Raw genomic sequence first — 24,537 nt, 5'->3', positions numbered from 1 at the left:
ATCCCTCGTGTCGTGTCTTGGTTCTAGCTAGCTCTCCCGGCAGGGGTCTGGGGCGGCGTGACCCGCGAAGGGATCAAGCCTGACCGCCCGGAGCGGGTTGCGCCGCCCCAGACCCACCACCTACCTCACACTTCCTCGACCGAGCTCGGCTCGCGCCGGGACAGGTCGATACCCAGTTCCTCCGCAGCCCGGAACACCTCGTCGTCGGTCTCGCGCATCTCCAGGGCCACGCCGTCGCTGGAGAGCACCTCAACGTTGAGGCACAGCGACTGCAGCTCCTTGAGCAGCACCTTGAACGACTCCGGGATGCCCGGCTCCGGGATGTTCTCGCCCTTGACGATGGCCTCGTAGACCTTCACCCGGCCGAGAACATCGTCGGACTTGATCGTCAGCAGCTCCTGCAGGGCGTACGCGGCACCGTAGGCCTGCATCGCCCAGCACTCCATCTCGCCGAAACGCTGACCACCGAACTGCGCCTTACCACCCAGCGGCTGCTGCGTGATCATCGAGTACGGGCCGGTCGAACGAGCGTGGATCTTGTCGTCGACCAGGTGGTTGAGCTTCAGGATGTAGATGTAGCCGACCGCGATCGGGTCTGGCAGCGGCTCACCGGAACGGCCGTCGAACAGCTGTGCCTTGCCGGAGGAGCCGATCAGCTGCCGACCGTCCCGGTTGGGCAGGGTCGAGGCGAGCAGACCGGAGATCTCCTCCTCGCGGGCACCGTCGAAGACCGGGGTGGCCACGTTGGTGTCCGGTTCGGAGGAGTCGGCGCCGATGCCCTGGAGCTGCCGCTTCCACTCGGCGTCGTCGCCCTCGACCTGCCAGCCCGTCTTGGCCACCCAGCCCAGGTGAGTCTCCAGCACCTGGCCGATGTTCATCCGGCTCGGCACACCCAGTGGGTTGAGCACGATGTCGACCGGGGTGCCGTCCTCCAGGAACGGCATGTCCTCGACCGGCAGGATCTTGGAAATGACGCCCTTGTTGCCGTGGCGGCCGGCGAGCTTGTCACCGTCCTGGATCTTCCGCTTCTGAGCGACGTAGACCCGGACCAGCTCGTTGACGCCCGGCGGCAACTCGTCGCCGTCCTCCCGGGAGAAGGTACGCACGCCGATGACCGTGCCGGTCTCGCCGTGCGGCACCTTCAGGGAGGTGTCCCGAACCTCGCGCGCCTTCTCACCGAAGATCGCGCGAAGCAGCCGCTCCTCCGGGGTCAGCTCGGTCTCGCCCTTGGGCGTGACCTTGCCGACCAGGATGTCGCCAGGGACGACCTCGGCGCCGATCCGGATGATCCCGCGCTCGTCCAGGTCGGCGAGCATCTCCTCGCTGACGTTCGGGATGTCGCGGGTGATCTCCTCCGGGCCGAGCTTGGTGTCCCGGGCGTCGACCTCGTGCTCCTCGATGTGGATCGAGGTGAGCACGTCCTGCTGCACGAGGCGCTGCGACAGGATGATCGCGTCCTCGTAGTTGTGCCCCTCCCAGGTCATGAACGCCACGAGCAGGTTTCGCCCGAGCGCCATCTCACCCTCGTCGGTGCACGGACCGTCGGCGATGACCTGGCCGGCCTCGACCCGGTCCCCCTCGAAGACGACCGGCTTCTGGTTGACGCAGGAGCCGGCGTTGGAGCGGCGGAACTTGTGCAGCAGGTACGTCCGGCGGTGGCCGTCGTCCTGGTGGACGGTGATGTAGTCGGCGCAGAGGTCCTCGACCACGCCACCGACCTCGGCCACGACCACGTCACCGGCGTCGACGGCGGCACGGTACTCCATGCCGGTGCCGACCAGCGGGGACTCGGCCTTGACCAGCGGCACCGCCTGACGCTGCATGTTCGCGCCCATCAGGGCCCGGTTCGCGTCGTCGTGCTCGAGGAACGGAATCATCGCGGTCGCGACCGAGGTCATCTGCCGCGGCGACACGTCCATGTAGTCCACGGCGGCCGGCGTGACGTCCTCGGTCTCGCCACCCTTACGGCGGACCAGGACGCGGTCTTCGGCGAACGTGCCGTCGGCCCGCAGCGGGGCGTTGGCCTGCGCCTTGACGAACCGGTCCTCCTCGTCCGCGGTCAGGTAGTCGATCTGGTCGGTGACCCGACCGTCGATGACCTTCCGGTACGGCGTCTCGATGAAGCCGAACGGGTTGACCCGGGCGAAGGTGGACAGCGCGCCGATCAGACCGATGTTCGGGCCCTCCGGCGTCTCGATCGGGCACATCCGTCCGTAGTGGGACGGGTGCACGTCGCGGACCTCGAAGCCGGCCCGTTCCCGGGACAGACCACCGGGGCCGAGCGCGCTCAGCCGTCGCCGGTGGGTCAGGCCCGCCAGCGGGTTGGTCTGGTCCATGAACTGGGACAGCTGCGAGGTGCCGAAGAACTCCCGGATCGCGGCGACGACCGGACGGATGTTGATCAGGGTCTGCGGCGTGATCGCCTCGACGTCCTGGGTGGTCATCCGCTCGCGGACGACCCGCTCCATCCGGGACAGGCCGACCCGAACCTGGTTCTGGATCAGCTCGCCCACGGTACGCAGCCGCCGGTTGCCGAAGTGGTCGATGTCGTCGGCCTCGTAGCCCTCCTCACCGGCGTGCAGCCGGCAGAGGTACTCCACGGTGGCGACGATGTCGTCCTCGGTCAGCGTGCCGGTGGTGATCGGCACGTCCAACTCGAGCTTCTTGTTGAACTTGTACCGACCGACCTTGGCTACGTCGTACCGCTTCGGGTTGAAGAAGAGGTTGTCGAGCAGGGTCTGGGCGTTCTCGCGGGTCGGCGGCTCGCCAGGGCGCAGCTTGCGGTAGATGTCGAGTAGCGCCTCATCCTGGCCGGCGATGTGGTCCTTCTCGAGCGTGGTCATCATCAGCTCGGACCAGCCGAACTTCTCACGGATCTGCTCGGCCGACCATCCGATGGCCTTGAGCAGCACCGTGACGGCCTGCCGACGCTTACGGTCGATGCGAACGCCGACCGTGTCGCGCTTGTCGATGTCGAACTCCAGCCAGGCACCCCGACTCGGGATGACCTTGACGCTGGAGAGGTCGCGGTCGGAGGTCTTGTCCGGCTGCTTGTCGAAGTAGACGCCCGGCGAGCGGACGAGCTGGCTGACCACCACACGCTCGGTGCCGTTGATGATGAAGGTGCCCTTGGGCGTCATCATCGGGAAGTCACCCATGAACACCGTCTGGCTCTTGATCTCGCCGGTGGTGTTGTTGGTGAACTCCGCGGTCACGAACAGTGGCGCGCAGTAGGTGAGGTCCTTCTCCTTGCACTCCTCGATCGAGGCCTTGACCTCGTCGAAGCGCGGCGCCGAGAAGGAAAGCGACATGGTGCCGGAAAAGTCCTCAATGGGACTGATCTCGTCGAGAATTTCCGCGAGACCCGAGCGTGCGTGCGGGTCGTCCGCCGACCGGCCCTGCCAAGCCTCGTTGCCGACGAGCCAGTCGAAGGACTCGTTCTGAATGGCGAGGAGGTTGGGGACCTCGAGGTGTTCGGTGATCCGACCGAAGGAAACTCGGCGGGGAGCGAATGCGCTCGACGTACGACTGGTCTTCGCAGGGCGGGAAGCTGCCAAGATGCGTCCTTCCGAGGACCGGTGCTGCAGAACGGCTGGTACGCGTGCACTCCAATGACCCCACCAGAAAATATCCACAAACGGACATTTCCGAGCAGGGGTCAAGTCGGAAGGCAGCGCAAACTAGCAGTGTAGCCGAGAGGCTAACCGCTGTCCAGCCCACCCCGCAGGTTGTTGCGGAACGTGCCTCGGGACCCCACGAACGGGTCGCACCGGGCCGCTCGGAACGCAACGTCCCTGCCGGGCCGCCCGGGTCTGCATGGCGAGTGGTGCTGCCGTCGCATTACCCGCGCGGTGGCCGTCGCAAGCGCGGAAGGTCTTGCTGATGTCAGCGTGCCTGGCAGTCCAGTGCCGCGTCAAGAGCCCTTGTCGGCATCGGGCGCTCTTTCCCACGCACGAGCGAGTCCGCCGGCCCGGGTCGGCGCGCCGTGGACCGGGTTCGACGCCCTGCTCACGCCGGTTGCGGGCTGGTCCACGAACACGGCGGGCGGCGATCCACTGTCGGATCGCCGCCCGCCGCGACGTGGCGTGCCCGGTTCGTGCGAGCCGGGACGGCCAGGTGGGGCTCAGGTCACTTGAGGGTGACCTTGGCGCCCTCGCCCTCGAGCTTGGTCTTGGCCTTGTCCGCGGTCTCCTTGTTGACCTTCTCCAGGACCGGCTTCGGGGCGGCCTCGACCAGGTCCTTGGCCTCCTTGAGGCCCAGGCCGGTCAGCTCACGCACGACCTTGATGACCTGGATCTTCTTGCCACCGTCGGCGTCGAGGATGACGTCGAACTCGTCCTTCTCCGGCTCGGCCTCGGCGGCAGCGCCACCGGCGGCCGGACCCGCCATCATCATCGCGGCCGGGGCGGCGGCGGTGACCTCGAAGGTCTCCTCGAACTGCTTCACGAACTCGGAGAGCTCGATCAGCGTCATCTCCTTGAACGCGTCGAGCAGCTCGTCGGTGCTGAGCTTCGCCATGTCTGGCGTCCTTTCCTAATGGTTCAAACTAAAGAACGTGGTGCGTCGACACGGCCTCAGGCCGCCTCGGCGCCTTCCTTCTCGCGCTTGTCCTGCAGGGCGGCCGCCAGGCGGGCGGTCTTCGACAGCGGGGCCTGGAACAGGGCCGCGGCCTTGCTCAGGTTGCCCTTCATCGCGCCGGCCAGCTTGGCCAGCAGTACCTCGCGGGACTCCAGGTCGGCGAGCTTCGTGACCTCGGCCGCGGAAATGGCCTTGCCCTCGAAGACGCCGCCCTTGATGACGAGCTTCGGGTTGGCCTTCGCGAAGTCGCGAAGGCCCTTCGCCGCCTCGACGACGTCGCCCGAAACGAAAGTCAGCGCGGTAGGACCGGTGAACAGCTCGTCGAGGCCGGAGATGCCCGCGTCCGCCGCGGCACGCTTGGCCAGCGTGTTCTTGGCAACCGTGTAGCTGGTCTCCTTGCCGAGCGAGCGCCGCAGCTGGGTGAGCTGGGAGACCGTCAGACCGCGGTACTCGGTCAGCACGGTGGCACCCGCGCTCCGGAAGCTCTCGGTCAGCTCTGCGACGGCCGTGGCCTTGTCGGCCCGGATCGGCTTGTCCGCCATGTCCCTCCTCTCTCGTTGCTCGAGGCTGGTCACCGTCGCAGGCGAACGCCTGTGACGGTGCGGAGGTGTCGCGGCAACAGAAAAGCCCCGGCGCAGGGCGCACGGGGCGAGGACGGCGGAAATCAGATGGTCGGTGGACCACACGATGCTGCCGATGTCGCTTGCCGCCCTACGCGGGTCGCCCGTCTTCGCGGGACCTTCGACCGTGCCGGGGCACGGTGACCAGCGGTCTCTGGGTGGAACTTCGCCCATCAGGCTACGCGACATCTGCGGCGACCGCCAAATCGCCCCCGGACCGCCCGGGCGGCGGCAACGGTCGGCCCGGGCCGACGGCTCGCACCAGCACATACGTCGACGTCTCCGGCCGGCCGCGGCGGTCCCGCCCCCGCCTCGGCTCGACCGAGGACTCGACCACCCCGCTAGGCGCGCCGAGTGCGGGCGCGGGCGTAGCCGGTCAGCACCACCGCCGCCCAGACCAGCGCCCACGCCGTCAGCAGCAGCGCGGTCGACCCGGACAGCGGGCCGACCAGTGCCCTGGCGGTGGGTAGCAGCGGCGGTGCCAGCCACGGCGCGACCGACCCCGAGAAACCGAGCACCAGCGCGCCGACCGCACCGAGGGTGAGCACCGCCACACCGTAGCCGGCACTGCGGGTGATCGCCCGGCTGGCCAGCGCGCCCAGCACCACGGCCGCCGGCAGAGCGAGCAGGTGCGCCCAGAGACCGAGCGCCACACCTGCGGGAATCGACCGGTCACCGGGCAGGCTCGGACCAGTCACCCCGCCGACCAGCCACGGAAAGACCAGGGCGATCATCACCAGACCGAGGCCAGCCACCACCGCGGCGACCAGGCCGGCCGCCTGCTCGCGCGCCGCACCGACCGCGACCAGGGTCAGCCGGCGCTGCACATCCGGTTCCACGTCCAGCAGGATCTTGGTCTGCCAGGCCAGCACGGGGAAGAGCACCACGGCCGATACGCCGTAGGCCTCCGCGGGCTGGGCCCGACCACCGCCGTACACGATGCCGAGGGCGAGCAGGCCGGCCAGGAACGGTGCCAGCGCCCGTCCGGTACGCAGGAAGCCGGCGAGCCGGAACCGCACCAGAGCGGTCACCGGGCCACCTCGGACGACGGTCCCACCCCCGGCCGCGTGGCCTCGGGTGATGCGCTCTGGCCGCGTACCCGCAGGACGTGATGGCCCTCGGCGCGTAAGCGGGCGACGGTGGCCGGCAACTGCCCGACCGGAACCTCCAGCTCGACCACCGCGACCGCCGCCTCGCCCGACGGGGCCCGCTCGACCACCGTCCCGTCGGCCACCAACCACTCCCGCGCGCCGGGCAGCCGGACCGTCTCCCCGCGATGGTCGCTGACCAGCACCGACCCGCCGTCGGTCAACACCTCGTCGACCACCTGCGGGACCAATTCACGCGCCGCGGCGTCCAGGCCCTCCCAGGGCTCGTCGAGGACGAGTAGACCGGGCGGACGCAGCAGGGCCTGGGCCAGGCCGACCTTCTGCGCGGTGCCCTTCGACAACTGGGACAGCCGGGAGGTGCGGAACGGGCCGAGGCCCAGCCGGTCGACCCAGCGTCGCACCGTCCGGTCCGCCGCGGACGGGGACAGGCCGGTGATCCGGGCCATCGCGGCGAGGTAACCGTCGACGGTGAACGGCTGGTCGGCCGGGAAGCGCTCCGGCACCCAGCCCACGACCGACGGCCGGTCGAGCACCCGCCCCCGGGACGGTCGCAGGACCCCGGCGGCGAGCTGGAGCAGTGTCGACTTGCCGGCACCGTTGCGGCCCAGCACCACCACCGCCTCGCCCGCCGCCACGCGTACCGTCACCTGCCGCAGCACCCACGGACCGCGCCGGTGATACCGCAGACCGATGTCCTCCAGCCACATGCCGCGAGCCTGCCACAGCCGACAGACGAACGCGGCCCCGCCACTCGTGGCGGGGCCGCGTCGGTGCGTCGTGCTCAGCTGTCGGCCGAGCCCTCCTGCAGGTTCTTCACCACGTTCGGGTCAACCGGTACGCCCGGTCCCATCGTGGTGGTGAGGGTGACCTTCTTGAGGTACTTGCCCTTCGCGGCCGACGGCTTGGCCCGCAGCACCTCGTCGAGGACGGCCGCGTAGTTGTCGACCAGCTGGGCCTCGGAGAACGAGGCCTTACCGATGATCAGGTGCAGGTTCGAGTGCTTGTCCACCCGGAAGGTGATCTTCCCGCCCTTGATGTCCGACACGGCCTTGGTGACGTCCATGGTCACCGTGCCGGTCTTCGGGTTCGGCATCAGACCGCGCGGGCCCAGGATCCGCGCGATCCGGCCGATCTTGGCCATCTGGTCGGGCGTGGCGATCGCGGCGTCGAAGTCCAGCCAACCGCCCTGGATCCGGGCGACCAGCTCGTCGGTGCCCACCTCGTCGGCACCGGCGGCGACGGCCTCCTCGGCCTTCGCGCCGGCGGCGAAGACGATCACGCGGGCGGTCTTACCGGTGCCGTGCGGCAGGTTGACCGTGCCGCGGACCATCTGGTCCGCCTTGCGGGGGTCGACGCCGAGGCGCATCGCGACCTCGACCGTGGCGTCGAACTTGGTGGCGGTGCTCTCCTTGGCCAGCTTGACGGCCTCGACGGGGGTGTAGAGCTTCGACTTGTCGATGGCCTCGGCGGCCTTGCGGTAGCTCTTGCTGCGCTGCATGTTCTGTCTACTCCTGTGGTCTCTGGCGGGCCGCGGTGCTCGCGCGCCCTCCCACGATCCGTACGGGTCGGCGGTGTGGCCGACGTCAGTCGGTGACGTTCAGGCCCATCGACCGGGCGGTGCCGGCGATGATCTTCTCAGCCTGGTCGATGTCGTTGGCGTTGAGGTCGGCCATCTTCTTCTCGGCGATCTCCCGCAGCTGGGCGCGGGTCACCGAGCCGACCTTCTGCGTGTGCGGAACGCCCGAGCCCTTCTGCACACCGGCAGCCTTGATCAGCAGCCGGGCGGCGGGCGGGGTCTTCAGCACGAAGGTGAAGGACCGGTCCTCGTACACGCTGATCTCGGCGGGCACGATGTCGCCCCGCTGCGACTCGGTCTGCGCGTTGTACGACTTGCAGAACTCCATGATGTTCACGCCGTGCTGACCGAGCGCGGGACCGACCGGCGGCGCCGGAGTGGCCTGGCCCGCCGGCAGCTGAAGCGTGAACGTCTTGACGAGCTTCTTCTTCGGAGGCATGTCTCTTCCTGGGGCTTGGAACTGGGAAAGGTTCACACGACACCGCCGTCGAGGCGCGCACGGTCAGCGCGCATGCGACGGCGGCGACGTTCTAGGGTAGCGCAGACCTGGATCCCGGCAGCCACGGAGGTTGACCCCGGCGGGTGAACCGGACGAACGACGACGACCGGCGGCGGTTGCCCGCCGCCAGCGCCGACGGCTCAGATCTTGGCGACCTGGTTGAAGTTCAGCTCCACCGGCGTCTCCCGGCCGAAGATCGACACCAGCACCTTGAGCTTCTGCTGGTCGGCGTTGATCTCGCTGATCGTCGCCGGCAAGGAGGCGAAGGCGCCGTCGGTGACCGTCACCGAGTCGCCGACCTCGAAGTCGAGGACCTTGACCTCCGGCTTGGCCTTCTTCTGCTCGGTCTCGACGGCGGGTGCCAGCCACTTGAGCACCTCGTCGAGGCTCAGCGGCGCCGGACGATCGGCCCGGTCGGTTGCGCCGACGAAGCCGGTGACCCCGGGAGTGTTCCGTACGCAGGAGTAGGACTCCGCGGTCAGCTCCATCCGGACGAGGATGTAGCCGGGGAAGACCTTGGCCTGCACCTGGGAACGCTTGCCGTTCTTGACCTCGACCTCTTCCCGGGTCGGCACCTCGACCTGGTAGATGTAGTCCTCCATGTCGAGGGACGTGATCCGGGTCTCGAGGTTGGTCTTGACCTTGTTCTCGTAGCCGGCGTACGAGTGCACCACGTACCAGTCGCCCGGCGCGTAGCGCAGCTTCTGCCGCAGCTCCGCGACCGGGTCGAAGTCCTCCTCGGGAGCGGGCTCGGTCATGGCGAACTCCGGCTCGCTGGCGGCCTCGACCGACTCGTCACCAGCCGCCGTCGCCACCGTGGACTGCTCGTCCGGGGTCTCGGCGGTCTCGTCGTACTCAGGCACGCTTGCTCACTTCCGTCACTATCGCACGTGTCAGCCGGTCAGCTGGGGTTGCCGAAGACCCACAACACGCCCTTGGCGAAGCCGTAGTCCAGGACGGCCACGATCGTCAGCATCACCGTGACGAACGCGATCACCACCGCCGTGTAGGTCAGCAGCTCCTTGCGGGTCGGCCAGATGACCTTACGCAGTTCGGCCACGACCTCGCGGATGAAACGCGCGATGCGACCGAACAGGCCCACCTTGCTGGAAGCGGAATCCGCCTTGGCCCGCTCACGGGTAGCGGTGCCGCCTCGGGAAACCGGCTCGTTCGCGTCGGTGGCGTCGTCGTCGGCGCTGTCATTGACGACCTCGTCGTTCAGGCGCTCGTCGTCGGCGTCCTCGCCGCGCCGCTTGTTGTCGGCCACTTCGCCCTCCGTCGCGGGATGTCGGTGTCGCACGCGGTGCGCGTGCGCGGCGCTTGGTCACGCCAGCCGGACCAACCGTCCCGGGACGGGCCGCGGCCGGCGGATCAACCGGAAGGCCCCGATGCCTCGGAACCTCCCCGCCGATGCCACCACCACGGGCCGGACGCCACCAGAAGGCGGCGCGACCCACGGAACGGTCAGGCCTGAGGCGCAGGGGTGACAGGACTTGAACCTGCAGCCTGCGGTTTTGGAGACCGCTGCTCTGCCAATTGAGCTACACCCCTGTGCGGCAACGCTCGCCCCACCCGGTCACACTTTCACATGACCAGGCAGGGGTCACTTGCCCCACGGCGGACCAGTGTACGGGTAGCGACCCGACTTTCCCAACCGGTCTACCCGACGCGCCGCACGGTGCTGGTCAGCCGGCCGTGCGCACGGTGGCCCGCGCCTGCGAGAGCACCTTCTCACCGAGGCAGGTGGCGGTCACGTCCAGCCTGGTCAGACCTGCGTCGGTCACCTCACGGACCACCGCGGTCACCACGATCTCGGTGCCGGTGTCGTCGTCAGGGACCGCCACCGGGCGGGTGAACCGCACACCGAAGTCGACCACCGCGTCGGGCGAGCCGGCCCAGGTGGTGACCGCCCGACCGACGAGCGCCATGGTGAACATGCCGTGGGCGATCACGCCGGGCAGACCCACCTTGGTGGCGAACCGGTCGCTCCAGTGGATCGGGTTGAAGTCGCCCGAGGCACCGGCGTAACGGACCAGGTCCGCCCGGGTTACCCGGAACGTCTGGGTGGGTAGTTCCACGTCACGCCTCCCCGCGTACGACGAGCTTGGACCAGACCGCGACCACCGACTCGCCGGCGGTCGTGCTGACGTCGGTCCGGGTGGTCAGGAACTCGTGACCGCCACGGCTGGTGATCTCCTCGACGGAGTTGACACAGACCAGTTCGTCGCCGGCCACCACCGGCCGGGTGTACGCGAACCGCTGGTCGCCGTGGACCACCCGGCTGTAGTCGATGCCGAGCGCTGGGTCCTCGATCAGCTGGCGGCTGGCGGCCATGGTGATCACCACCGGGAACGTCGGCGGCGCGACCACGTCCGGGTGTCCCAGCGCGCGGGCGGCCTCCGGATCGTGGTGGGCGGGATCGGTGGCACCGATCGCGGTCGCGAACTCGCGGATCTTCTCGCGGCCCACCTGATAGGGGGCGGTCGGCGGATAGGTCCGGCCGACGAAAGACTGGTCCAGGGGCATGCCGCGAACCTACACGCAAAGCACGATCGCCGATCCCAGCGGTCGGCGTCGGCTCAGCCGCGCCGTCCGCTGCGGACCGGCGATCATGATACGTGCGGAGCCGGGCCGATCGGCCCGGACAGGTTCAGCGCGTCTCGCGGTGCAGGGTGTGCCGCCCGTCCCGGGGGCAGAACTTCTTCAGCTCGATGCGGTCCGGGTCGTTACGGCGGTTCTTGCGCGTGATGTAGTTGCGCTCCTTGCACTCCACACACGCCAAAGTGATCTTCGGCCGGACATCGGTCGCCTTCGCCACGGCGGAGTGCCTTCCTCGCTAACGGATACAACTACGGCGGTGAAGCCTACGCGCCACCTGGTCGGACACGCAAAGCGGGCGCCTGTGGCGCCCGTCCCACCGACCACCGGAGATACTCCGGGGCGGACGAGAGTAGCGGTGGCCGGACTTGAACCGGCGACACAGCGATTATGAGCCGCTTGCTCTGCCATCTGAGCTACACCGCCGCGGTGGGCCCAGCCGGACCCTCTGAGCCCCCTTACGGAATCGAACCGTAGACCTTCTCCTTACCATGGAGACGCTCTGCCGACTGAGCTAAGGGGGCCTGCGCGATCACTCTGTGCCCGCGCAGAGGTAAGAGTACACGGCCCGATCGTGCTGGTGAAATCGGATCCCCAGGGACGCCGTACGCCCAGCTCAAGGCACCACGCGCAGTCTCGGAAGCTCGCTGCTGGAGATCGACTCCGGGTCGATCTGGGCACCGAACCACGCCTCCAGGCGCTCGAACGGCAACGGACGGCTGAACAGGAACCCCTGGCCGACCTCGCACCCGATGTCCTGGAGCAGCTCCAGAGTCAGTTCGCTCTCCACGCCCTCGGCCACCACGGTGAGACCGAACTGCTGGGACAGGGTGACCACGGCGTTGACGATCGCCAGATCTCCCGGATCGGTGGCCATGCCCTGCACGAAGGAGTGGTCGACCTTCACCTCGTGCACCGGCAGGCGGCGCAGGTGGGCCAGCGAGGAACTGCCGGTGCCGAAGTCGTCCACAGAGAGCCGTACGCCCAGATCCCGCAGACGGCGCAGGGTCGGGATCGGGCGCTCGGTGCCGTCCAGCACGCCGGCTTCCGGAATCTCCAGGGTCAGCAGCTGCGCCGGAACGCCGTACTCCTCGAGCAGCTCCCGGACCTGCTCCGGGAAGCGCTGGTCGGTGAGCGTACGCGCGGAGACGTTGACCGCGACGGCGAGCGACTGGCCGCCGTGCGCCCAGTCCCGGCTGTGCCGCAACCCCTCCCGGAGCACGAACTCGGTGAGCCGGCCGAGCTGGCCGGTGTGCTCGGCCACCGCGACGAAATCCCTCGGCGCCACTGTGCCGTGGGTCGGATGCTCCCAGCGCGCCAGGCATTCCACCCCGACCAGCCGGCGGTGCCGCAAGGTCACCTTGGGTTGGTAATAGATCTCCAACTCGTCGTTCTCGAGGGCGCTGCGGAGGTCGCCAGCGAGCCCGAGCCGATGCAGCGAACGGGATTCGAGCGCGGGGTTGTACAGCTGCACACTCCCCGGGGCCGATTTCGCCACGGTCGCCGCCACGTCCACCCGTTGCAGCAGGGTGGCCGCGTCGCTGCCGTGGTCCGGGTGCACCACCACGCCGACTGCGGTGTCCACGTCCAAGGTCAGGGCGTCGAAGACCATCTCGTCGCGGATCTGCTCCCGCAACTGGCCCCCGAACTCCAGCGCCGCCTCAACGCTCTCCAGCCGCAGGGTCACCAGAAACTCGTCGCCACCGACTCGACCGACCAATGCGGCCGACGGTGCGCAGCCACGCAGCCGATCGGCCACCTCGACCAGCACTCTGTCACCAGCCGCGTGACCGAGCGCCTCGTTGACCTGCCGCAGCCGGTCGACGTCGAACAACAGCAGCGCAACCACCTCGCCGGGAGCTCGGATCCGCACCGCCTCCGCCAGCGCGCCGAGGATCCGGCGGCGGTTGGGCAGCTTGGTGAGCCCATCGTGGTACGCGTCATGCCGCAGCCGGTCCACCAGGCGCGAGTTCTCCAGCGCCACCGCGGCGTGCGCCGCCACCGTCTCGAAGACTGTGACGTCGGCGGTGCGGAAGAAGTTGGTGTCGCCGAGCCGGTTGGCAACCTCCAGCGTGCCGATGACCGCCTTGCCCGACCGCAACGGCACGGCGATCACTTCCTTGACGGACGTCGGTTCCAGCGCCTCCCGCAGCTCCGGATCGCCGGCCAGACGGTTGCTCACCGCCACCGTCTCCTGACGAGCCAGGGCGGCAGCGCGCAGCGCCGCTGGGCCGGGCGTGGAGTCCAAAAGCCCCGGCTTGCCCTCCTGAGCGGTCAGCAGCACCTCCGGGTGGCGACCCTGAGCCGGCAGCCAGAGGGTGGCGGATTCCGCCTGCATGAGGCTTCGGATGCGGACCAGCAGTACGTCGATGAGGTTGCCTTCAGGCCCGCTCTCGGTGATCGCCTTGGTCAGCTCGTACATCTCCGACAGGGTGCGGTGCTGCCGGAGGAACTGCGCGTAGGAGCGGTACACCAACGCGAACGCCACGGCCAGGCCGGCAAAGATCAAGAGAGACCACGGATTGCTCCGCCAGGCAATGATGATCAACAGTCCGATCGAGAGGTTGATCGTGACCCCGAGCAACATCGGCAGGCTGGCGGCCCGAATCAGCTCACGGCTCGCCTGCCAGCTTTGCACCACGGTGAAGACTCCAGCCAGGGCTGCAAGCTGGACCATGGTGTGGGTGCCGACGGCGGCGAGCAGTGCGGCCCAGGTGGCCGGTTCGGCGGCCGCAGATGTCGGCAGCACCGTGTAGACGACTGCGGCCAGAGAGGTTGCCGCCGCAGCGCCGGCCACATTGAACCAGAGCTTCACCGGCAGCAGCCTGCGACGCACCTGAATCGCGAGCGAGGCCACCGTGTAAGCCAGGACCACCGACAACGGCGGAAGCACGAACAGCGCGACGACAAGCGGAATCTCAGTGGGGAAGACATCGAACGCCTGTCGCCGGATCACGACGCTAATGGTCGGGATGGCGGCAAGTGCCATCGCCACACTTAGTAGCACGGTGGCCGGAAGCTCCCCCAGCGCCGTGTCAACTGTCAACCCGAGCAACAGGCAGACCACCACGGCACAGAGCGCCAACGGTCCGGTGATGAGCCAGGCGTGCTCCGTCTGTCGAGGAGCGGAACGCGGACGAGACGTCATGGCTCCCCTCGTCGGTTGGGAGTAGCCGAGCGAAGGAGCTATCGCCCGTCAGGGCAGCAGCGAGCCCAGCGCCGGCAGGGTCCAGTCGATGCCGGACGTCACGAACTGAGCGTCGGCGGCGGCAACCGCCGCAACGACGAGACCGGCAACCAAGGTGATGGAGCCGAACAGCCGGCCCAAGCGTCGAGCAGACATCTGTGCTCCTAGTGGGGGTCGCAACCGTGATGGAGGCCCCCCGATGGTGCCACAGGCGCTTGGTCGGTGAAAAGCTCAGGCATCCGATGTTGGCGCGGAAGATCGCGCCTGGTGGCAGATTGGCAGCCCACAGGCGGACATTCGAGCAGGTCAGGGTGGTTGAGTCGGCCGCCCGGCTCGAAGAAGACGCCAAGCGCCCATTATTCCCTTACCTGAAGTAGCGGATCTAGCGGACAACGGCCGATGCAACTGTCAACTTAGCGGCCGACAACGCGCTTCGCTGCCGCCCTTCCGACGCGCCCCGCCGTACCGTGCGTCGATGCGGCGGTGTAGGCCGCTCGCAGCCCGTCGGGCCACCCCGCCAATGCAAACACGTTAGGTGGCGCACCGGCAACAGGCCGAGTCCGGGTCGGCACGACCCGCGACGCGTCCACGCGTCGGTCGGCCACCCTGGATCTTGGCCATCGGCAGCGACCGGGGACGCCGAGCACAGATCACGCAGCCCGATCCAGCGCAGTCGGCAGCATCCGACGAGACGCAGAACAGGACCAATCAGACACGGCCCCCGATCAGCATCTCTGCTGGTCAGGGGCCGTTGTCACACCTGGTGGCGGGTAGAGGATTCGAACCTCTGTAGCTTTCGCGACGGATTTACAGGGCGTCCGCGATCTTGCCTAGGTCAGCCGCTCTGAGCTGGTGGTTCTCACAGCAGGATCGACGCTGGCTGACATGCCGCCCACCATCTGCCCACGCCCACAATGCTCAGGCTTCTGGCAGGACCAGACGGTCCGGAGGACGCCCGCTGGGCCAGTCGTCGAACGTGGGCCGGGTTTGGAACTCCGCCCCTCGAAAGGACACCAGCCCGCCCCTGAACACCGAACTGCCGAAAGACACCGGCCGCCCGCTGAACACCGCCCTGGCGAAGTGCACCGCTCCGCCACTGAACTCTGCCCCGTCGAAGGAGACCTCCGCGCCGCTGAACACCGCCCTGGCAAAGTGCACCCGTCCCCCAGTGACCTCCGTCCCATCGAAGGACACCGCACCGCCACTGAACACCGCCCTGACGAACGACACCCGTCCACCGCTGAACAGCGCTCCGACGAAGTCCACCTCCGCGCCAGTAAACATCGCCCTGTCGAAGGACACCCGACCTCCAGCGAACCTCGCCCCGACGAAAGACACATTCCCTTCGATGAACAGCGCACCCGCGAAGGACACCTGCCCACCATCGAACATTGCATCCGAGAAATTCCCGCCGTCGAAGACTGCACCAGTGAAGTCGAAGTCATAGCCACGCCACGAAGTTGCATCGTCTTCGCTATGGCGTAAGTGCCTGCCGACAAGGCGGATGACGGTATGACGCACCTCCCGCTCCTCGCGAGCGGCTCGAACCGTGTTCACGGCCACAATCGGCACCTGGTCGTCGGTCTGCGTCGGCGCTTCCTTCGAAACGTCCGAGGGCGGGGTGTAGGGCATGCGGAGGTAGGCGCAGAGGACGTCGATGCAGGTCTGCCGGCCCTCCCGCCAGTCATCAGCAAGGCCGGCCATGGCATACACGCCCGCCAGACGGACGGCCGCCTTCTCCGACCCGAGCTGCTCGGACGCCTTGGCAAAACGTTCGTTGAACAGCCGGATACCGTTACGGTCAGTCTCGATCTTTGCCCGCTGGTCGGCCGACTCAGCACGTAGGCCTTCAGCATGGGCCAGCGCGTTCTGGTGCTCTGCGACCCGCTGCCGGCGGTAGGCGACCACCAGAGCTGCGACGCCACCAACACCCGCCACAACGGCAAATATAAGTTTCAGCAGTTCGAAAAGCGTCGTTACCTTGACGCTCCCGTCCCGCTGAATGCCCGGCCAGTCCGCGTACCAAAGCGCGCCGAGGAATAGCCCGAGGACGACCACCAAGGCACCCGCCATAGGTAGAGCCATCGCCCACCCAATGAGCCAGAGCCGTAGTGCCGGCACCCTGCCTTGGGTAGACAGGACCGGACTGGACACGACATGGGCACCAGATCGAGCCGGATTGTCTGCTGCGGGCAACTCCATGTCCAACTTGTATCCCAACCCATCCACTTCAACAGTCAGCAAGACAGACGTACGTTCACCGCCAGCAGGTGGGACCCACGCGCTCTTCGGCTGGGTTGCCCCAGAGCTTTCCACCACCGCACTGATCGGCCGCTTCATCCGAGGGCTTCGCTGATCTTGTCGTTCATGGTGTCGTCGCCGCCGTCGATGCAGTTGGCGTAGACGCGGAGCAGGACGGCTACGCCGTGGCCCAGGCGGCGGGCTACCTCGGTGGGTGGGACGCCGGCATTGAGCCAGAGCGAGGCTGCCGCGTGGCGGAGGTCGTACGGGCGGCGGGCCAGGGGCGAGGCGGCCTGCGCTTCGGTGAGGGCCTTGTCTCGGGCGAGCTTCCACCAGCGGTCGTAGACCGATTCGGAGAGCGGGCCGCCATGCAGGCCCCGGAAGAAGCGACCATCCGGACCAACGCCGTGATTCTCGACGTGGGCGCAGAGCAGCTCGACGAGGCGGGGCGGGATCGGAACCGTGCGAGTCTCGGCTCTCCCCCGGTGCTTGAGGCCGCGTCGCTCGTGGGAGCCGTCGTCGTCGGTCCAGTGGGAGCCGGCGCGCGGGGAAGTGCCGGCGAGGACCAGGCGGCCCCAGCGGTATTCGATCTTCTGGTGGTCGCAGGATTTGGAGGGCCTGACCGCCGCCATGTCGTCGAAGTCGGTGCCGCAGTCGGCACACCGGCCGGACAGGTCGCAGTCGTCGCGCCGGAGGTCGGCGGCCTCGGAGGGGCGCATGCCCGCGTAGTAGAGGCAGCCGAAGAAGGCGGTGACCTTGTCGGCGCGTTTGCCGAGAGATTTCACCGCCTCCAGCAGCGCGGCGACCTGGGCCGGGCTTGCCACCACCCGGCGGTCGATGGACTGTGCCACCTCCGGGGCGGTCCACTGGACCCGGTCGACCGGGTTGGAGTCGATCAGCTCCAGCTCGACGGCGTATCCGAGGGCGTTGTAGAAGGTGGCACGCTTGCGCTGGACGGTGGAGGCAGCCGCGGGCTTGCCGTCGAGGCGTACGCAGAGGCTGTCGAGGACGCGGCGGACCATCGCGGGCGAGTCCAGCTCGACGACCGGGAGGGACGCGGTTTCCAGCCAGGCGAGCGCCGCCGCGTGGTCGGACGGGATCTTGTCGGACCAGCGACGCGGGTTGAGGCCGTAGAGGTACAGCGCCTCGCGGAGCAGGGCGTCATCGGGGCGGCCCCGCTTGGCCGGTCGGGTCAGGGTCACCGTGATGGAGGTGAGCGCTTCGACGATCGACCGTCGGGTCTTGGCCGCCGCCCGAGGCCACTTCATCTCGACGTACGCGCGGCTGTGCGCGTACCAGGTGGTGGGGTTCTTGGTTCTGGCCTCGGAGACCGGGCGGCCGGTGGCCGGGTCGAAGGGCTCCCCCGCGTTGGCCGCCTGGACCAGCTCGGCGCGGAATGAGTGCGCCAGCGCCTTGGTGCGGAACATCTCCTCGAACCGTTGGCCGCTGACTGCCCAGCGGACCCGCCAGGGTCAGGCCTTTCGGTCGGCGCGTTTGGTGATCTCCCAGATCTGAACCTCGTAGCTCTTCATGCGGCGTCCTGCTCCAGGTCGCCGAGCCACCGACCGAGCGCAGACCGGCGGACCCGTAGCTGACCGTTCGGGAGCTTGATCACCCGTGGCCCCTTGCCGGTCTGCCGCCAGTAGAACCAGGTCGAACGCGATACGCGCAGTTCGGCGAGCACTTCCGGCACGGTCAACAGTTCCTCGTTCATCGCGACTCCTCCCCCATGTGCTGCGCGTCCTGCCGAGTTGCCGAAAGATCTGGCGACCCCTGGGCGGCACGGTCCTTGGCGGCGAGGAGTTCGGAGCGCCAGCGGGCGCGTTCGCCGATGGCCCGCAGTAGCCGGTGGGCCATGGGGCCGACGTCGGGATCGTCGGGTCGGGCGAGTTCCCAGGCGTGCCGGACGGGTTCGACGGTGGCGCCCTGGTCGTCGACGCTCTCCAGGCCGACGCTCACTCCGAGCAGGGCGCGCACCCAGGCCCGTATGTCGTGCTTGTGGTCGGAGAGGGTTTTGCCGGACCAGTCGCGGGAGATGAGGATGCGCCGGCCGCCGATGCCGAGGGTGTCGCGTTGGTGGACCTTGCCCTTGCACCGGCCGGGCTTGAGTTTCGCGTTCGCCCCCTTCGGTTGGACGCCGTAGAGCAGCCAATTCGCGCACCGGTCGGTGCACGGGGTGATCTGGAGTTCCTGCCAGAGCCGGTCGAGGTGCGCGCGTTGCCGGTCGGTGGTTGCCTTGTGGACGTCGCCGGTGTGCTTGGTGATGTACTTCGTGACGTAGCGGATGGTCCGTTCCGCGTCGTCGGTGCCGGGCATGACGCCGCGTGCGTCGATCTGGGAGCCGAAGCGCACGACGTGCACCGGTTCGGCGTCCGGGTCGTCGTCGATGGCGTCGAGGGCTTCCGCCCAGGTGGTCAGCGGCGCGCGGGTGTCCGGGTCGACCCAGGCGGAAGCCTGCTCGTCCCAGACGGGTAGCCGGTCGAGGGTGTACCGCTGGACGTCCACCGCCGGCCACCAGACCTGGTGGTAGGTGGCCGCCGCCACGGTGCGGAGCACGTCGCGGGGGATGGTGCCTCGGATGGCGAAGTGCGCGTGTGGGGCGAGTCGGCGTTGGGGCTCGACGCAGCCGGCGTACTGGACGTTCCATCCCTCGCAGCGGCGCAGGTTCTGCCAGAACCGATCGAGCAGCCGAGGGAAGTGCACCGCGTCCCAGGCCGCCCGGCGGTAGTCGTACCGGTCCGGGTTGAGCGGGGTGCCGTCCGGGCGGACCGGGCCGTAGGAGTCGAGGGTGAGCGTGAGCCACATCGACGGGCGGTAGGTGGTGCCGTCGGGGGCGGTGTAGATCTTGCCGACGGTGCGGCGCTCGACCTTGCGCCGGGGTAGGTCGGGGGCGTCTTGGCGGCGGCGGGTGGAGCGCTTGCGGCGCCGGCCGTTGTCGTCGTCGGCCTGGTCCTCGTCGCCCGTCGCGTGTGGCGGGGCGACCCGTCCCCGGAGCCCTTCGGCCGTGATGGCCTCTTCGACTTCGCGGATCGCCTCGTCGAGGTCGGCGACCTGGTCCCACTGGCTGGCTCGGGATGCCTCGTCGCGGGAGAACTCCAGATGCCCGCGCAGCAGGATCAGCGCCTTCTGTTCCTCGGTCGCCGGCTCCGGTGGCGGTAGCGGTTCGTCATCGCGGTGCCAGCCTTCCCGGATCTGGGCCTGCCGCAGCCGGCGGTTCTTCTTCGCGCACGGCCCGCACTTGTCTTCACGAGTCGCGCCACAGGGCAGGTCGATGACCTCGGTCAGCCCGGTGTTCAGGTCGGTGCGGCGCATCGCCAGGGGACGGACGCAGACGCCGTACTCGGCCGCTATCTCCTTAAGCACGTCGACCGAGCGCGGCAGTGCCATGCGGGCCGCCCGCGACCCCGGCCAAGGTGGTGCAGCCGGGGTCGGGGCGGGTTCGAGGCCGGGCAAGGTCGGAGCCGTCATCGGCTCACCTCGCACGGGCAGTGAATGCAGTGGTGACGGTTGCGGGTGGATCGGTACTGTCCGGGCTCACGATCGACGGGAGTAGCGGGGTCGAGATGAGCGGCGGCGTGGGTACGACGGTGTTGTGGCGCCCGACCGGGCCGAAGGAACTGGACCTTGTCCGCGCCGCAGGGTGGCGCAAGTGGCCGCCGCGCCTGCCCGATCAGCCGATCTTCTACCCGGTGCTGAACGAGGACTACGCGGTCAAGATCGCCCGGGACTGGAACGTGCCCGCCTCCGGCATCGGGTACGTGACCCGCTTCCACGTCGAGACGGACTTCCTCAGCCGCTACCCCGTCCGCCAGGTCGGCGGCGACACCATCCTTGAGCTGTGGGTGCCCGCCGAGGAACTGGACGACTTCAACACGCACATCGTCGGTGAGATCGAGGTCGTCCACGAGTTCCGGTAGCCGGCGACCGGCGTCGACGACGCTCATCGGATGATCCCGACGACGTGCGGCCGACTCGGCTGGACGACACGAGGAGGCACCACCGCCGGAACGACAGCCACCGGCTCAGTCGGGCGGACCGGTTCGATGTCGACGGCGGGTGGTTCTGACACCTCGTACCGCTCGGTGTGGGGTTGGGTCTGAACTGGTTCGGCGGGCGCGCTGGACAGCACGACCTTGACCAGGGCGAGGAACGCCAACGACGGCACTGCCGCGACGATCCAGCCCCACACCGACGGCTCAGCCTCCGCCACCTGGGCGGCGAGGGACAGCAGGGCGAAGGCGACCAGGAGGACGCCGACGAAGCCGACCGGTCGACCGTTGCGGCGGCGGGCGCGGATCTCCAGGCCAAGGTAAATCGCCATGAGTTCGACGGCTACGGCGTTGGCCCAGCCGATCCAGTGTGGCTGGCCGTGAGCGACGGACAGGTCATGAACGTGGGTGAACGCGGCGGCGCCGGCCATGGTGCCGATGGCGAGCAGGATGAGCAGGCGTACGGCGGATTCGATGCGGTCGCGGGTCACCGGCGGCTCCCGGGGTCGCGGACGGTCAGGGTGATGCGGATGCTCTGGCCGTCGAGGTCACGGCGGCGGTTGACCATGTGCGCCAAGCCGTGCAGGGCAGCGGCGAGCCGGTCCGGGCTGCCGTCCAGTTCGATGTGCAGCGGCTTGATCCGGCCGGTGCCGAGGAAGAAGCGCTTGAGGGACATCGGTTACCTCCGGGCCGGGGCGACGCGGGTACAGATGTGCTCAGGTGGTTCGCCGAGAGAGGCGACGGCTTCGGACAGGCAGCGCCACAGCGCCCACGCCTCGTCAGGGGTGAGGTGCATGCGACGCCGACCGCCGCCGACCGCGAGATAGATCGGGTACGGGTCGGGCCGGTGCGGGTCGACGCGCACGGACACGGCGGTGCTGGTCTGCCCGTCGGGGTGCGGGGCGCGCAGCCGGTAGAAGGTCGGGGTGGTCACCGCGGCTCACCCCCGTCGGTGTCGCGCAGGATGTTGAGCAGCGAATCCGGCAGCAGCGGCCCGCGTGGGCGGGGCACCGGCGGGCGGGTGGGTTCGGGGGCGGTTTCCCGGCCGACCTGAGCGAGGATGTCAGCCGCGTCAGCCGGCGCCGGATAGTCGGCGGCGAGCTGGCGGATGTCGTCGTCGGTGATGTGCGAGAAGCGAACCCGGGCGGGTTCAGGGGTGCCGTCGAGGATCACGTACCCGACGCCCTTGGCCCATCGAGGCATCTGGTCAGCCAGGGCACCCCGGTTGCGCGCACCGTCACCAAGGACGAGGTCGACCTGAGCAGCCTCGGTCAGGCCCAGCGCGATGCGGGTCGGGAACAGATCCCGAAACGGCAGTACCTCCTTACGCGGGTCCTGCAACGCGGCCACCACCAGGACGCCGACGCCGGCCCCCTGGGACAGCAGCAACCCCAGCGACGAGGCGATGCGCTTACGCAGCTCGACGTCCGGGAGGTACGCGGTGAGGGCGGCCATCTCGTCGATGACGACCACGACCAGGGGGTCAGCCTCGGTCGGCGTGTGCACCCGGACCGTGCCGGCAAGCCGAGTCTGCCGCTCCCGCAGCACGGTGACCGCCTCATCGAGGAGGTCGGCCATGGCCTCGAAGGACTTACCGGCGAACCGAGCGAACAGTGGCCGACCCATGGCGAACTCCATGCCACCCTTGGGGTCGATCACCCACAGCCGCACCAACCCCGACGAGACCCCACCCGCCAGGGCGCGGACCAGGGACCACAGCACCGAGCCCTTCCCCGAGCGGGTCGCCCCACCGATCAGGACATGGGTGGCCAGCAGGTGCAGCGACCAGTGCCGCAGGTCCTCCCGCCGAGCCAGAGGCAGCGCGGTGAAGTCCGGCACCGCAGGCACGTCGAACGGCTTGACCACCGTGCGCAGCGCATCGGTACGGATCACCACCAGGTACACCAGCGACGGCCGATCCCGATACCGCAACCGATCCACCCAGCCCAGCACCAACGCCCAATAGCCAGTCCGGGCCGGCGGATCACCGGGACGCTCCGAGTAGACCCGGGCATGGCGGCGACCGAAGGCGTACGCCAAATTGGCCGTGACCTTCTGGAACTCCTCCGGCGTCTGCCCGCGCACCATCCGGACCGTCAGCACGTCCAGCGCCTGATCCGAACGCACCCGCAGCAGCTGCGGCATGACCGGCCGATGGTCGTAGGTGCGGGTCAGCCCGCACAGCGTCATGGCCTCCCGCCACGCCCGCCGGTAGACGAACACCTGACGGAACCAGCCCAGCACCGGCCCCGCGCACCAGGTCCACCACGATGTTTCGTGCTTCCACCGCCACAGCGCCGACACCAGGCCAGCCAGGACCAGCGGCACGATCAGCCCGGCCCGACCGAACTCGGCGTACAGCCACACGCCGGCCACGACCAGGCCCACAATCACCGGATGCCGCACACACCAGACAGCAGCCCGGAACAGCCAGCGCAGCAGCATCCCGAGCGCGATCAGCCACAGCGGCAGCTCCAGCCGCCGAGGACGGATCACCATCAGATCCCCGGCCGTGGTCATCACGACCTCACCACGCGGCCGGCGAATCATCGAACACCCCACACGACCGCTACCAGCCCCCGCGTAGGCGCGGGCATACCCTTGGACACGTCACGACCTCTCTCGACAGAGCAGGGGAAGAGACACCAGGGGGCGGGGCTGCCGTCCGCCAAGACCAGACAGCCCCGCCCCCACCAACAGCGGCTACGCCGCCACCTTCTTGCCGCCGACCACCGGAGCACGCAGCCCGGTCGCCCGCAGCGAATACGCCATCCGACCGTTGTTCGCCACGTACGGCGTCACGGTCATGCCGTCGAACTCCACCGCCTCGAACGGCGCACCCGACGGCGGCACCGGCTGATAGTCAGCCGAGATCTTCACCGTCGTCTCCCGGGACCGCTTGCCCAGCTCAGGGTCAAGATCCATCACCCGGACCTGCCACACCCGCTGACCGGTCACCTTGTCCTTCGCCGGAGACCGCCGACCCGTCTTCTCGTCGTAGTCCTCGACCTCACCCAGCGACTCGGGCACCAACGCGCACCCCGCCGGGAACACGTCCTCGAACCGCACGGCGAACCTCGTACCGCCACGCAGAGCCATCGCTCACCCTCCAACTTGTTGACTTGTCTGCCAAGCTGCGGTCCAAGGTAGACGGCACTTGGCAGACAAGTCAACAAGTGGCGGTCAGGATTTCAGCATGGGTGCCGCGCGCGAAGGCTGAGACGCGCGGCGGAGGCCGCACCGAGCAAGAGGAAGTCCGTGTCGTCCAGCCGCCGTGGCTATGAAGGCTCACTCTCGCCGGTCCACCGTTGGCGCCTGGAGCACTGCCCGTCGACCACCCGCTCGTCGTGCAACCGCTCGGACACCAGCGACGCCATCAGCCTTGCCCACCAACGGAGTACTGAATACTGCAACGACTACTGCGATCGTTGCTGCAATCTTCGCAAGAGTCACTGCGATTTGCGCAACGCTCAACGGATGCACGAATCCGATGCTGCAAGGGTGGCGAAGTGACGAGGAAGCTCAACTGCGATAAACTTGTTTATCGCAGTTGAGGTACGCTAGTCGTCTAGCGCAGCTGATACTCAAGAGTCTGCGACCACGCGCACTGCGTGACCGCAGCGAGAAGGGGGCCCCCGCTGTGCCGGGCAAAGCCATCACGGGAGCCCCCAACCTGGGGGCCGAGTCGCTTGTTAGGCGGCTCGCCTCCAGACCCATCCGAGAAGTGCGCTATCAGCGACCACACGGCGATGCCCAGCCTGACCGTCCAGGCCAGAGCATTAGCGCCATGCTGCCGCAGCCAACCACCTCTCCCACGGCCCGCGCCTCGTGCCTGCCGAGACTTGGACCGCTTTCGGGACTGAGCCATGCTCTACCACCTCACGCGAACTTGGTTAGATCGCCATGTCGATCTTGGCGATTCACGGGTTCATGCGTCGCTTGGGCGGACTGAGTGTGACTCAAGGAATCATAGACACATTGGCTCACGGAATTGCAACCGGACCCGGCGGGACTCGACCCCCAGATCTTTGCATCCTCACCTTTTACCTGACTTGGCTCACGATCATGGATCACGAGCGGTCTCGTCGCGTTGACCTGCGGGTTCTTGGCTCCTCGTGAGCGAATCTGCGCACTAATTCT

Annotated in this window: 24 protein-coding genes and 3 tRNA genes; 1 reads left to right on the top strand and 26 read right to left on the bottom strand. The window is 68.4% G+C overall.

Going from position 1 to position 24,537, the window contains the following annotated elements:
• Window positions 1-125 precede the first annotated feature (125 nt).
• From ACFY2A_RS17670 to ACFY2A_RS17570, 21 genes are all read right to left on the bottom strand, one after another.
• Window positions 126-3,557 (bottom strand): DNA-directed RNA polymerase subunit beta, encoded by a 3,432-nt coding sequence (locus ACFY2A_RS17670; RefSeq protein ID WP_363918411.1) that lies wholly within the window; start codon window positions 3,555-3,557, stop codon window positions 126-128.
• A gap of 571 nt (window positions 3,558-4,128) precedes the next feature.
• The gene (gene rplL, locus ACFY2A_RS17665) at window positions 4,129-4,518 is read right to left on the bottom strand and encodes a 50S ribosomal protein L7/L12 (RefSeq protein ID WP_363918409.1); all 390 of its coding nucleotides are present in this window, start codon (window positions 4,516-4,518) and stop codon (window positions 4,129-4,131) included.
• A gap of 56 nt (window positions 4,519-4,574) precedes the next feature.
• Window positions 4,575-5,120, bottom strand: a complete 546-nt coding sequence (gene rplJ, locus ACFY2A_RS17660; protein WP_013735964.1) for a 50S ribosomal protein L10 — start codon at window positions 5,118-5,120, stop codon at window positions 4,575-4,577.
• A 419-nt stretch (window positions 5,121-5,539) separates the two neighbouring features.
• Entirely contained in the window at window positions 5,540-6,229 is a 690-nt protein-coding gene (locus ACFY2A_RS17655) for a hypothetical protein (protein ID WP_387172809.1), read from the bottom strand.
• Window positions 6,226-7,014 carry an ATP-binding cassette domain-containing protein gene (locus ACFY2A_RS17650; RefSeq protein ID WP_387172807.1) on the bottom strand — a complete coding sequence of 263 codons (789 nt, stop codon included), beginning with the start codon at window positions 7,012-7,014 and terminating at the stop codon, window positions 6,226-6,228. Before ACFY2A_RS17650 ends, ACFY2A_RS17655 begins: the two co-directional genes overlap by 4 nt.
• 74 nt (window positions 7,015-7,088) lie before the next feature.
• A complete protein-coding gene (gene rplA, locus ACFY2A_RS17645) occupies window positions 7,089-7,805 on the bottom strand; it encodes a 50S ribosomal protein L1 (RefSeq protein ID WP_093403592.1) in 717 nt (238 codons plus the stop codon).
• An 85-nt stretch (window positions 7,806-7,890) separates the two neighbouring features.
• Window positions 7,891-8,322 (bottom strand): 50S ribosomal protein L11, encoded by a 432-nt coding sequence (gene rplK, locus ACFY2A_RS17640; protein ID WP_363918403.1) that lies wholly within the window; start codon window positions 8,320-8,322, stop codon window positions 7,891-7,893.
• A gap of 200 nt (window positions 8,323-8,522) precedes the next feature.
• Window positions 8,523-9,245, bottom strand: coding sequence for a transcription termination/antitermination protein NusG (gene nusG, locus ACFY2A_RS17635; protein WP_363918401.1), 723 nt, complete (start codon window positions 9,243-9,245; stop codon window positions 8,523-8,525).
• Window positions 9,246-9,283: 38 nt separating this feature from the next.
• On the bottom strand, window positions 9,284-9,649 hold the full coding sequence (gene secE, locus ACFY2A_RS17630; RefSeq protein WP_363918399.1) for a preprotein translocase subunit SecE: 366 nt from the start codon (window positions 9,647-9,649) through the stop codon (window positions 9,284-9,286).
• Window positions 9,650-9,860: 211 nt separating this feature from the next.
• Window positions 9,861-9,933: transfer RNA gene (locus ACFY2A_RS17625), tRNA-Trp, on the bottom strand.
• A gap of 134 nt (window positions 9,934-10,067) precedes the next feature.
• A complete protein-coding gene (locus ACFY2A_RS17620) occupies window positions 10,068-10,460 on the bottom strand; it encodes a MaoC family dehydratase (protein WP_093403586.1) in 393 nt (130 codons plus the stop codon).
• A gap of 1 nt (window position 10,461) precedes the next feature.
• A complete protein-coding gene (locus ACFY2A_RS17615; protein ID WP_093403585.1) occupies window positions 10,462-10,908 on the bottom strand; it encodes a MaoC family dehydratase N-terminal domain-containing protein in 447 nt (148 codons plus the stop codon).
• Between the two features lie 124 nt (window positions 10,909-11,032).
• Window positions 11,033-11,200 (bottom strand): 50S ribosomal protein L33, encoded by a 168-nt coding sequence (gene rpmG, locus ACFY2A_RS17610; protein ID WP_093403583.1) that lies wholly within the window; start codon window positions 11,198-11,200, stop codon window positions 11,033-11,035.
• Window positions 11,201-11,333: 133 nt separating this feature from the next.
• Window positions 11,334-11,406, bottom strand: a tRNA-Met gene (locus ACFY2A_RS17605).
• A gap of 25 nt (window positions 11,407-11,431) precedes the next feature.
• Window positions 11,432-11,504, bottom strand: a tRNA-Thr gene (locus tag ACFY2A_RS17600).
• Window positions 11,505-11,596: 92 nt separating this feature from the next.
• Window positions 11,597-14,128: a putative bifunctional diguanylate cyclase/phosphodiesterase gene (locus tag ACFY2A_RS17595; protein ID WP_387172802.1), complete on the bottom strand. Its 2,532-nt coding sequence runs from the start codon at window positions 14,126-14,128 to the stop codon at window positions 11,597-11,599.
• 48 nt (window positions 14,129-14,176) lie between these two features.
• Window positions 14,177-14,323, bottom strand: coding sequence for a hypothetical protein (locus ACFY2A_RS17590; protein WP_387172800.1), 147 nt, complete (start codon window positions 14,321-14,323; stop codon window positions 14,177-14,179).
• A gap of 762 nt (window positions 14,324-15,085) precedes the next feature.
• Window positions 15,086-16,225 carry a pentapeptide repeat-containing protein gene (locus ACFY2A_RS17585; RefSeq protein WP_387172798.1) on the bottom strand — a complete coding sequence of 380 codons (1,140 nt, stop codon included), beginning with the start codon at window positions 16,223-16,225 and terminating at the stop codon, window positions 15,086-15,088.
• Between the two features lie 278 nt (window positions 16,226-16,503).
• Window positions 16,504-17,835: a tyrosine-type recombinase/integrase gene (locus tag ACFY2A_RS17580; RefSeq protein WP_387172796.1), complete on the bottom strand. Its 1,332-nt coding sequence runs from the start codon at window positions 17,833-17,835 to the stop codon at window positions 16,504-16,506.
• Window positions 17,836-17,936: 101 nt separating this feature from the next.
• Complete coding sequence (locus ACFY2A_RS17575) at window positions 17,937-18,122, bottom strand: AlpA family transcriptional regulator (protein WP_126711246.1); 186 nt, start codon at window positions 18,120-18,122, stop codon at window positions 17,937-17,939.
• Window positions 18,119-19,876, bottom strand: a complete 1,758-nt coding sequence (locus ACFY2A_RS17570) for a replication initiator (RefSeq protein ID WP_387172793.1) — start codon at window positions 19,874-19,876, stop codon at window positions 18,119-18,121. Before ACFY2A_RS17570 ends, ACFY2A_RS17575 begins: the two co-directional genes overlap by 4 nt.
• A gap of 95 nt (window positions 19,877-19,971) precedes the next feature.
• On the opposite strand from ACFY2A_RS17570, the gene ACFY2A_RS17565 reads away from it, so the two are divergent.
• Window positions 19,972-20,325 (top strand): hypothetical protein, encoded by a 354-nt coding sequence (locus tag ACFY2A_RS17565; protein WP_387172791.1) that lies wholly within the window; start codon window positions 19,972-19,974, stop codon window positions 20,323-20,325.
• A 23-nt stretch (window positions 20,326-20,348) separates the two neighbouring features.
• Here ACFY2A_RS17565 and ACFY2A_RS17560 read toward each other — a convergent pair whose 3' ends face one another.
• From ACFY2A_RS17560 to ACFY2A_RS17540, 5 genes are all read right to left on the bottom strand, one after another.
• Window positions 20,349-20,855, bottom strand: coding sequence for a DUF2637 domain-containing protein (locus ACFY2A_RS17560; RefSeq protein WP_387173070.1), 507 nt, complete (start codon window positions 20,853-20,855; stop codon window positions 20,349-20,351).
• 29 nt (window positions 20,856-20,884) lie between these two features.
• The gene (locus ACFY2A_RS17555) at window positions 20,885-21,073 is read right to left on the bottom strand and encodes a hypothetical protein (protein WP_387172789.1); all 189 of its coding nucleotides are present in this window, start codon (window positions 21,071-21,073) and stop codon (window positions 20,885-20,887) included.
• A 3-nt stretch (window positions 21,074-21,076) separates the two neighbouring features.
• Entirely contained in the window at window positions 21,077-21,331 is a 255-nt protein-coding gene (locus ACFY2A_RS17550) for a hypothetical protein (protein WP_387172787.1), read from the bottom strand.
• On the bottom strand, window positions 21,328-22,917 hold the full coding sequence (locus ACFY2A_RS17545) for an FtsK/SpoIIIE domain-containing protein (protein WP_387172785.1): 1,590 nt from the start codon (window positions 22,915-22,917) through the stop codon (window positions 21,328-21,330). Before ACFY2A_RS17545 ends, ACFY2A_RS17550 begins: the two co-directional genes overlap by 4 nt.
• A 183-nt stretch (window positions 22,918-23,100) precedes the next feature.
• On the bottom strand, window positions 23,101-23,496 hold the full coding sequence (locus tag ACFY2A_RS17540; RefSeq protein WP_269737608.1) for a transcriptional regulator: 396 nt from the start codon (window positions 23,494-23,496) through the stop codon (window positions 23,101-23,103).
• Between the last annotated feature and the right edge of the window lie 1,041 nt (window positions 23,497-24,537).

Source organism: Micromonospora sp. NPDC000442, assembly GCF_042898635.1.
Classification (GTDB): Bacteria; Actinomycetota; Actinomycetes; order Mycobacteriales; family Micromonosporaceae; genus Micromonospora.
The sequence above is the reverse complement of the archived record's forward strand: the minus strand, read 5'-3'. Positions and strand labels throughout refer to the sequence as shown.

What these genes read in the sequence shown, in the direction of transcription:
- rplJ (WP_013735964.1), bottom strand. Translation starts at nt 5,120, where the DNA reads ATGGCGGACAAGCCGATCCGGGCCGACAAGGCCACGGCCGTCGCAGAG.
- ACFY2A_RS17540 (WP_269737608.1), bottom strand. Translation starts at nt 23,496, where the DNA reads ATGGCTCTGCGTGGCGGTACGAGGTTCGCCGTGCGGTTCGAGGACGTG.
- rplL (WP_363918409.1), bottom strand. Translation starts at nt 4,518, where the DNA reads ATGGCGAAGCTCAGCACCGACGAGCTGCTCGACGCGTTCAAGGAGATG.
- ACFY2A_RS17650 (WP_387172807.1), bottom strand. Translation starts at nt 7,014, where the DNA reads ATGTGGCTGGAGGACATCGGTCTGCGGTATCACCGGCGCGGTCCGTGG.
- ACFY2A_RS17575 (WP_126711246.1), bottom strand. Translation starts at nt 18,122, where the DNA reads ATGAACGAGGAACTGTTGACCGTGCCGGAAGTGCTCGCCGAACTGCGC.
- ACFY2A_RS17590 (WP_387172800.1), bottom strand. Translation starts at nt 14,323, where the DNA reads ATGTCTGCTCGACGCTTGGGCCGGCTGTTCGGCTCCATCACCTTGGTT.
- rplK (WP_363918403.1), bottom strand. Translation starts at nt 8,322, where the DNA reads ATGCCTCCGAAGAAGAAGCTCGTCAAGACGTTCACGCTTCAGCTGCCG.
- ACFY2A_RS17595 (WP_387172802.1), bottom strand. Translation starts at nt 14,128, where the DNA reads ATGACGTCTCGTCCGCGTTCCGCTCCTCGACAGACGGAGCACGCCTGG.
- rplA (WP_093403592.1), bottom strand. Translation starts at nt 7,805, where the DNA reads ATGCAGCGCAGCAAGAGCTACCGCAAGGCCGCCGAGGCCATCGACAAG.
- ACFY2A_RS17570 (WP_387172793.1), bottom strand. Translation starts at nt 19,876, where the DNA reads ATGACGGCTCCGACCTTGCCCGGCCTCGAACCCGCCCCGACCCCGGCT.
- ACFY2A_RS17565 (WP_387172791.1), top strand. Translation starts at nt 19,972, where the DNA reads ATGAGCGGCGGCGTGGGTACGACGGTGTTGTGGCGCCCGACCGGGCCG.
- ACFY2A_RS17580 (WP_387172796.1), bottom strand. Translation starts at nt 17,835, where the DNA reads ATGTTCCGCACCAAGGCGCTGGCGCACTCATTCCGCGCCGAGCTGGTC.
- ACFY2A_RS17615 (WP_093403585.1), bottom strand. Translation starts at nt 10,908, where the DNA reads ATGCCCCTGGACCAGTCTTTCGTCGGCCGGACCTATCCGCCGACCGCC.
- ACFY2A_RS17555 (WP_387172789.1), bottom strand. Translation starts at nt 21,073, where the DNA reads ATGTCCCTCAAGCGCTTCTTCCTCGGCACCGGCCGGATCAAGCCGCTG.
- ACFY2A_RS17545 (WP_387172785.1), bottom strand. Translation starts at nt 22,917, where the DNA reads ATGACCACGGCCGGGGATCTGATGGTGATCCGTCCTCGGCGGCTGGAG.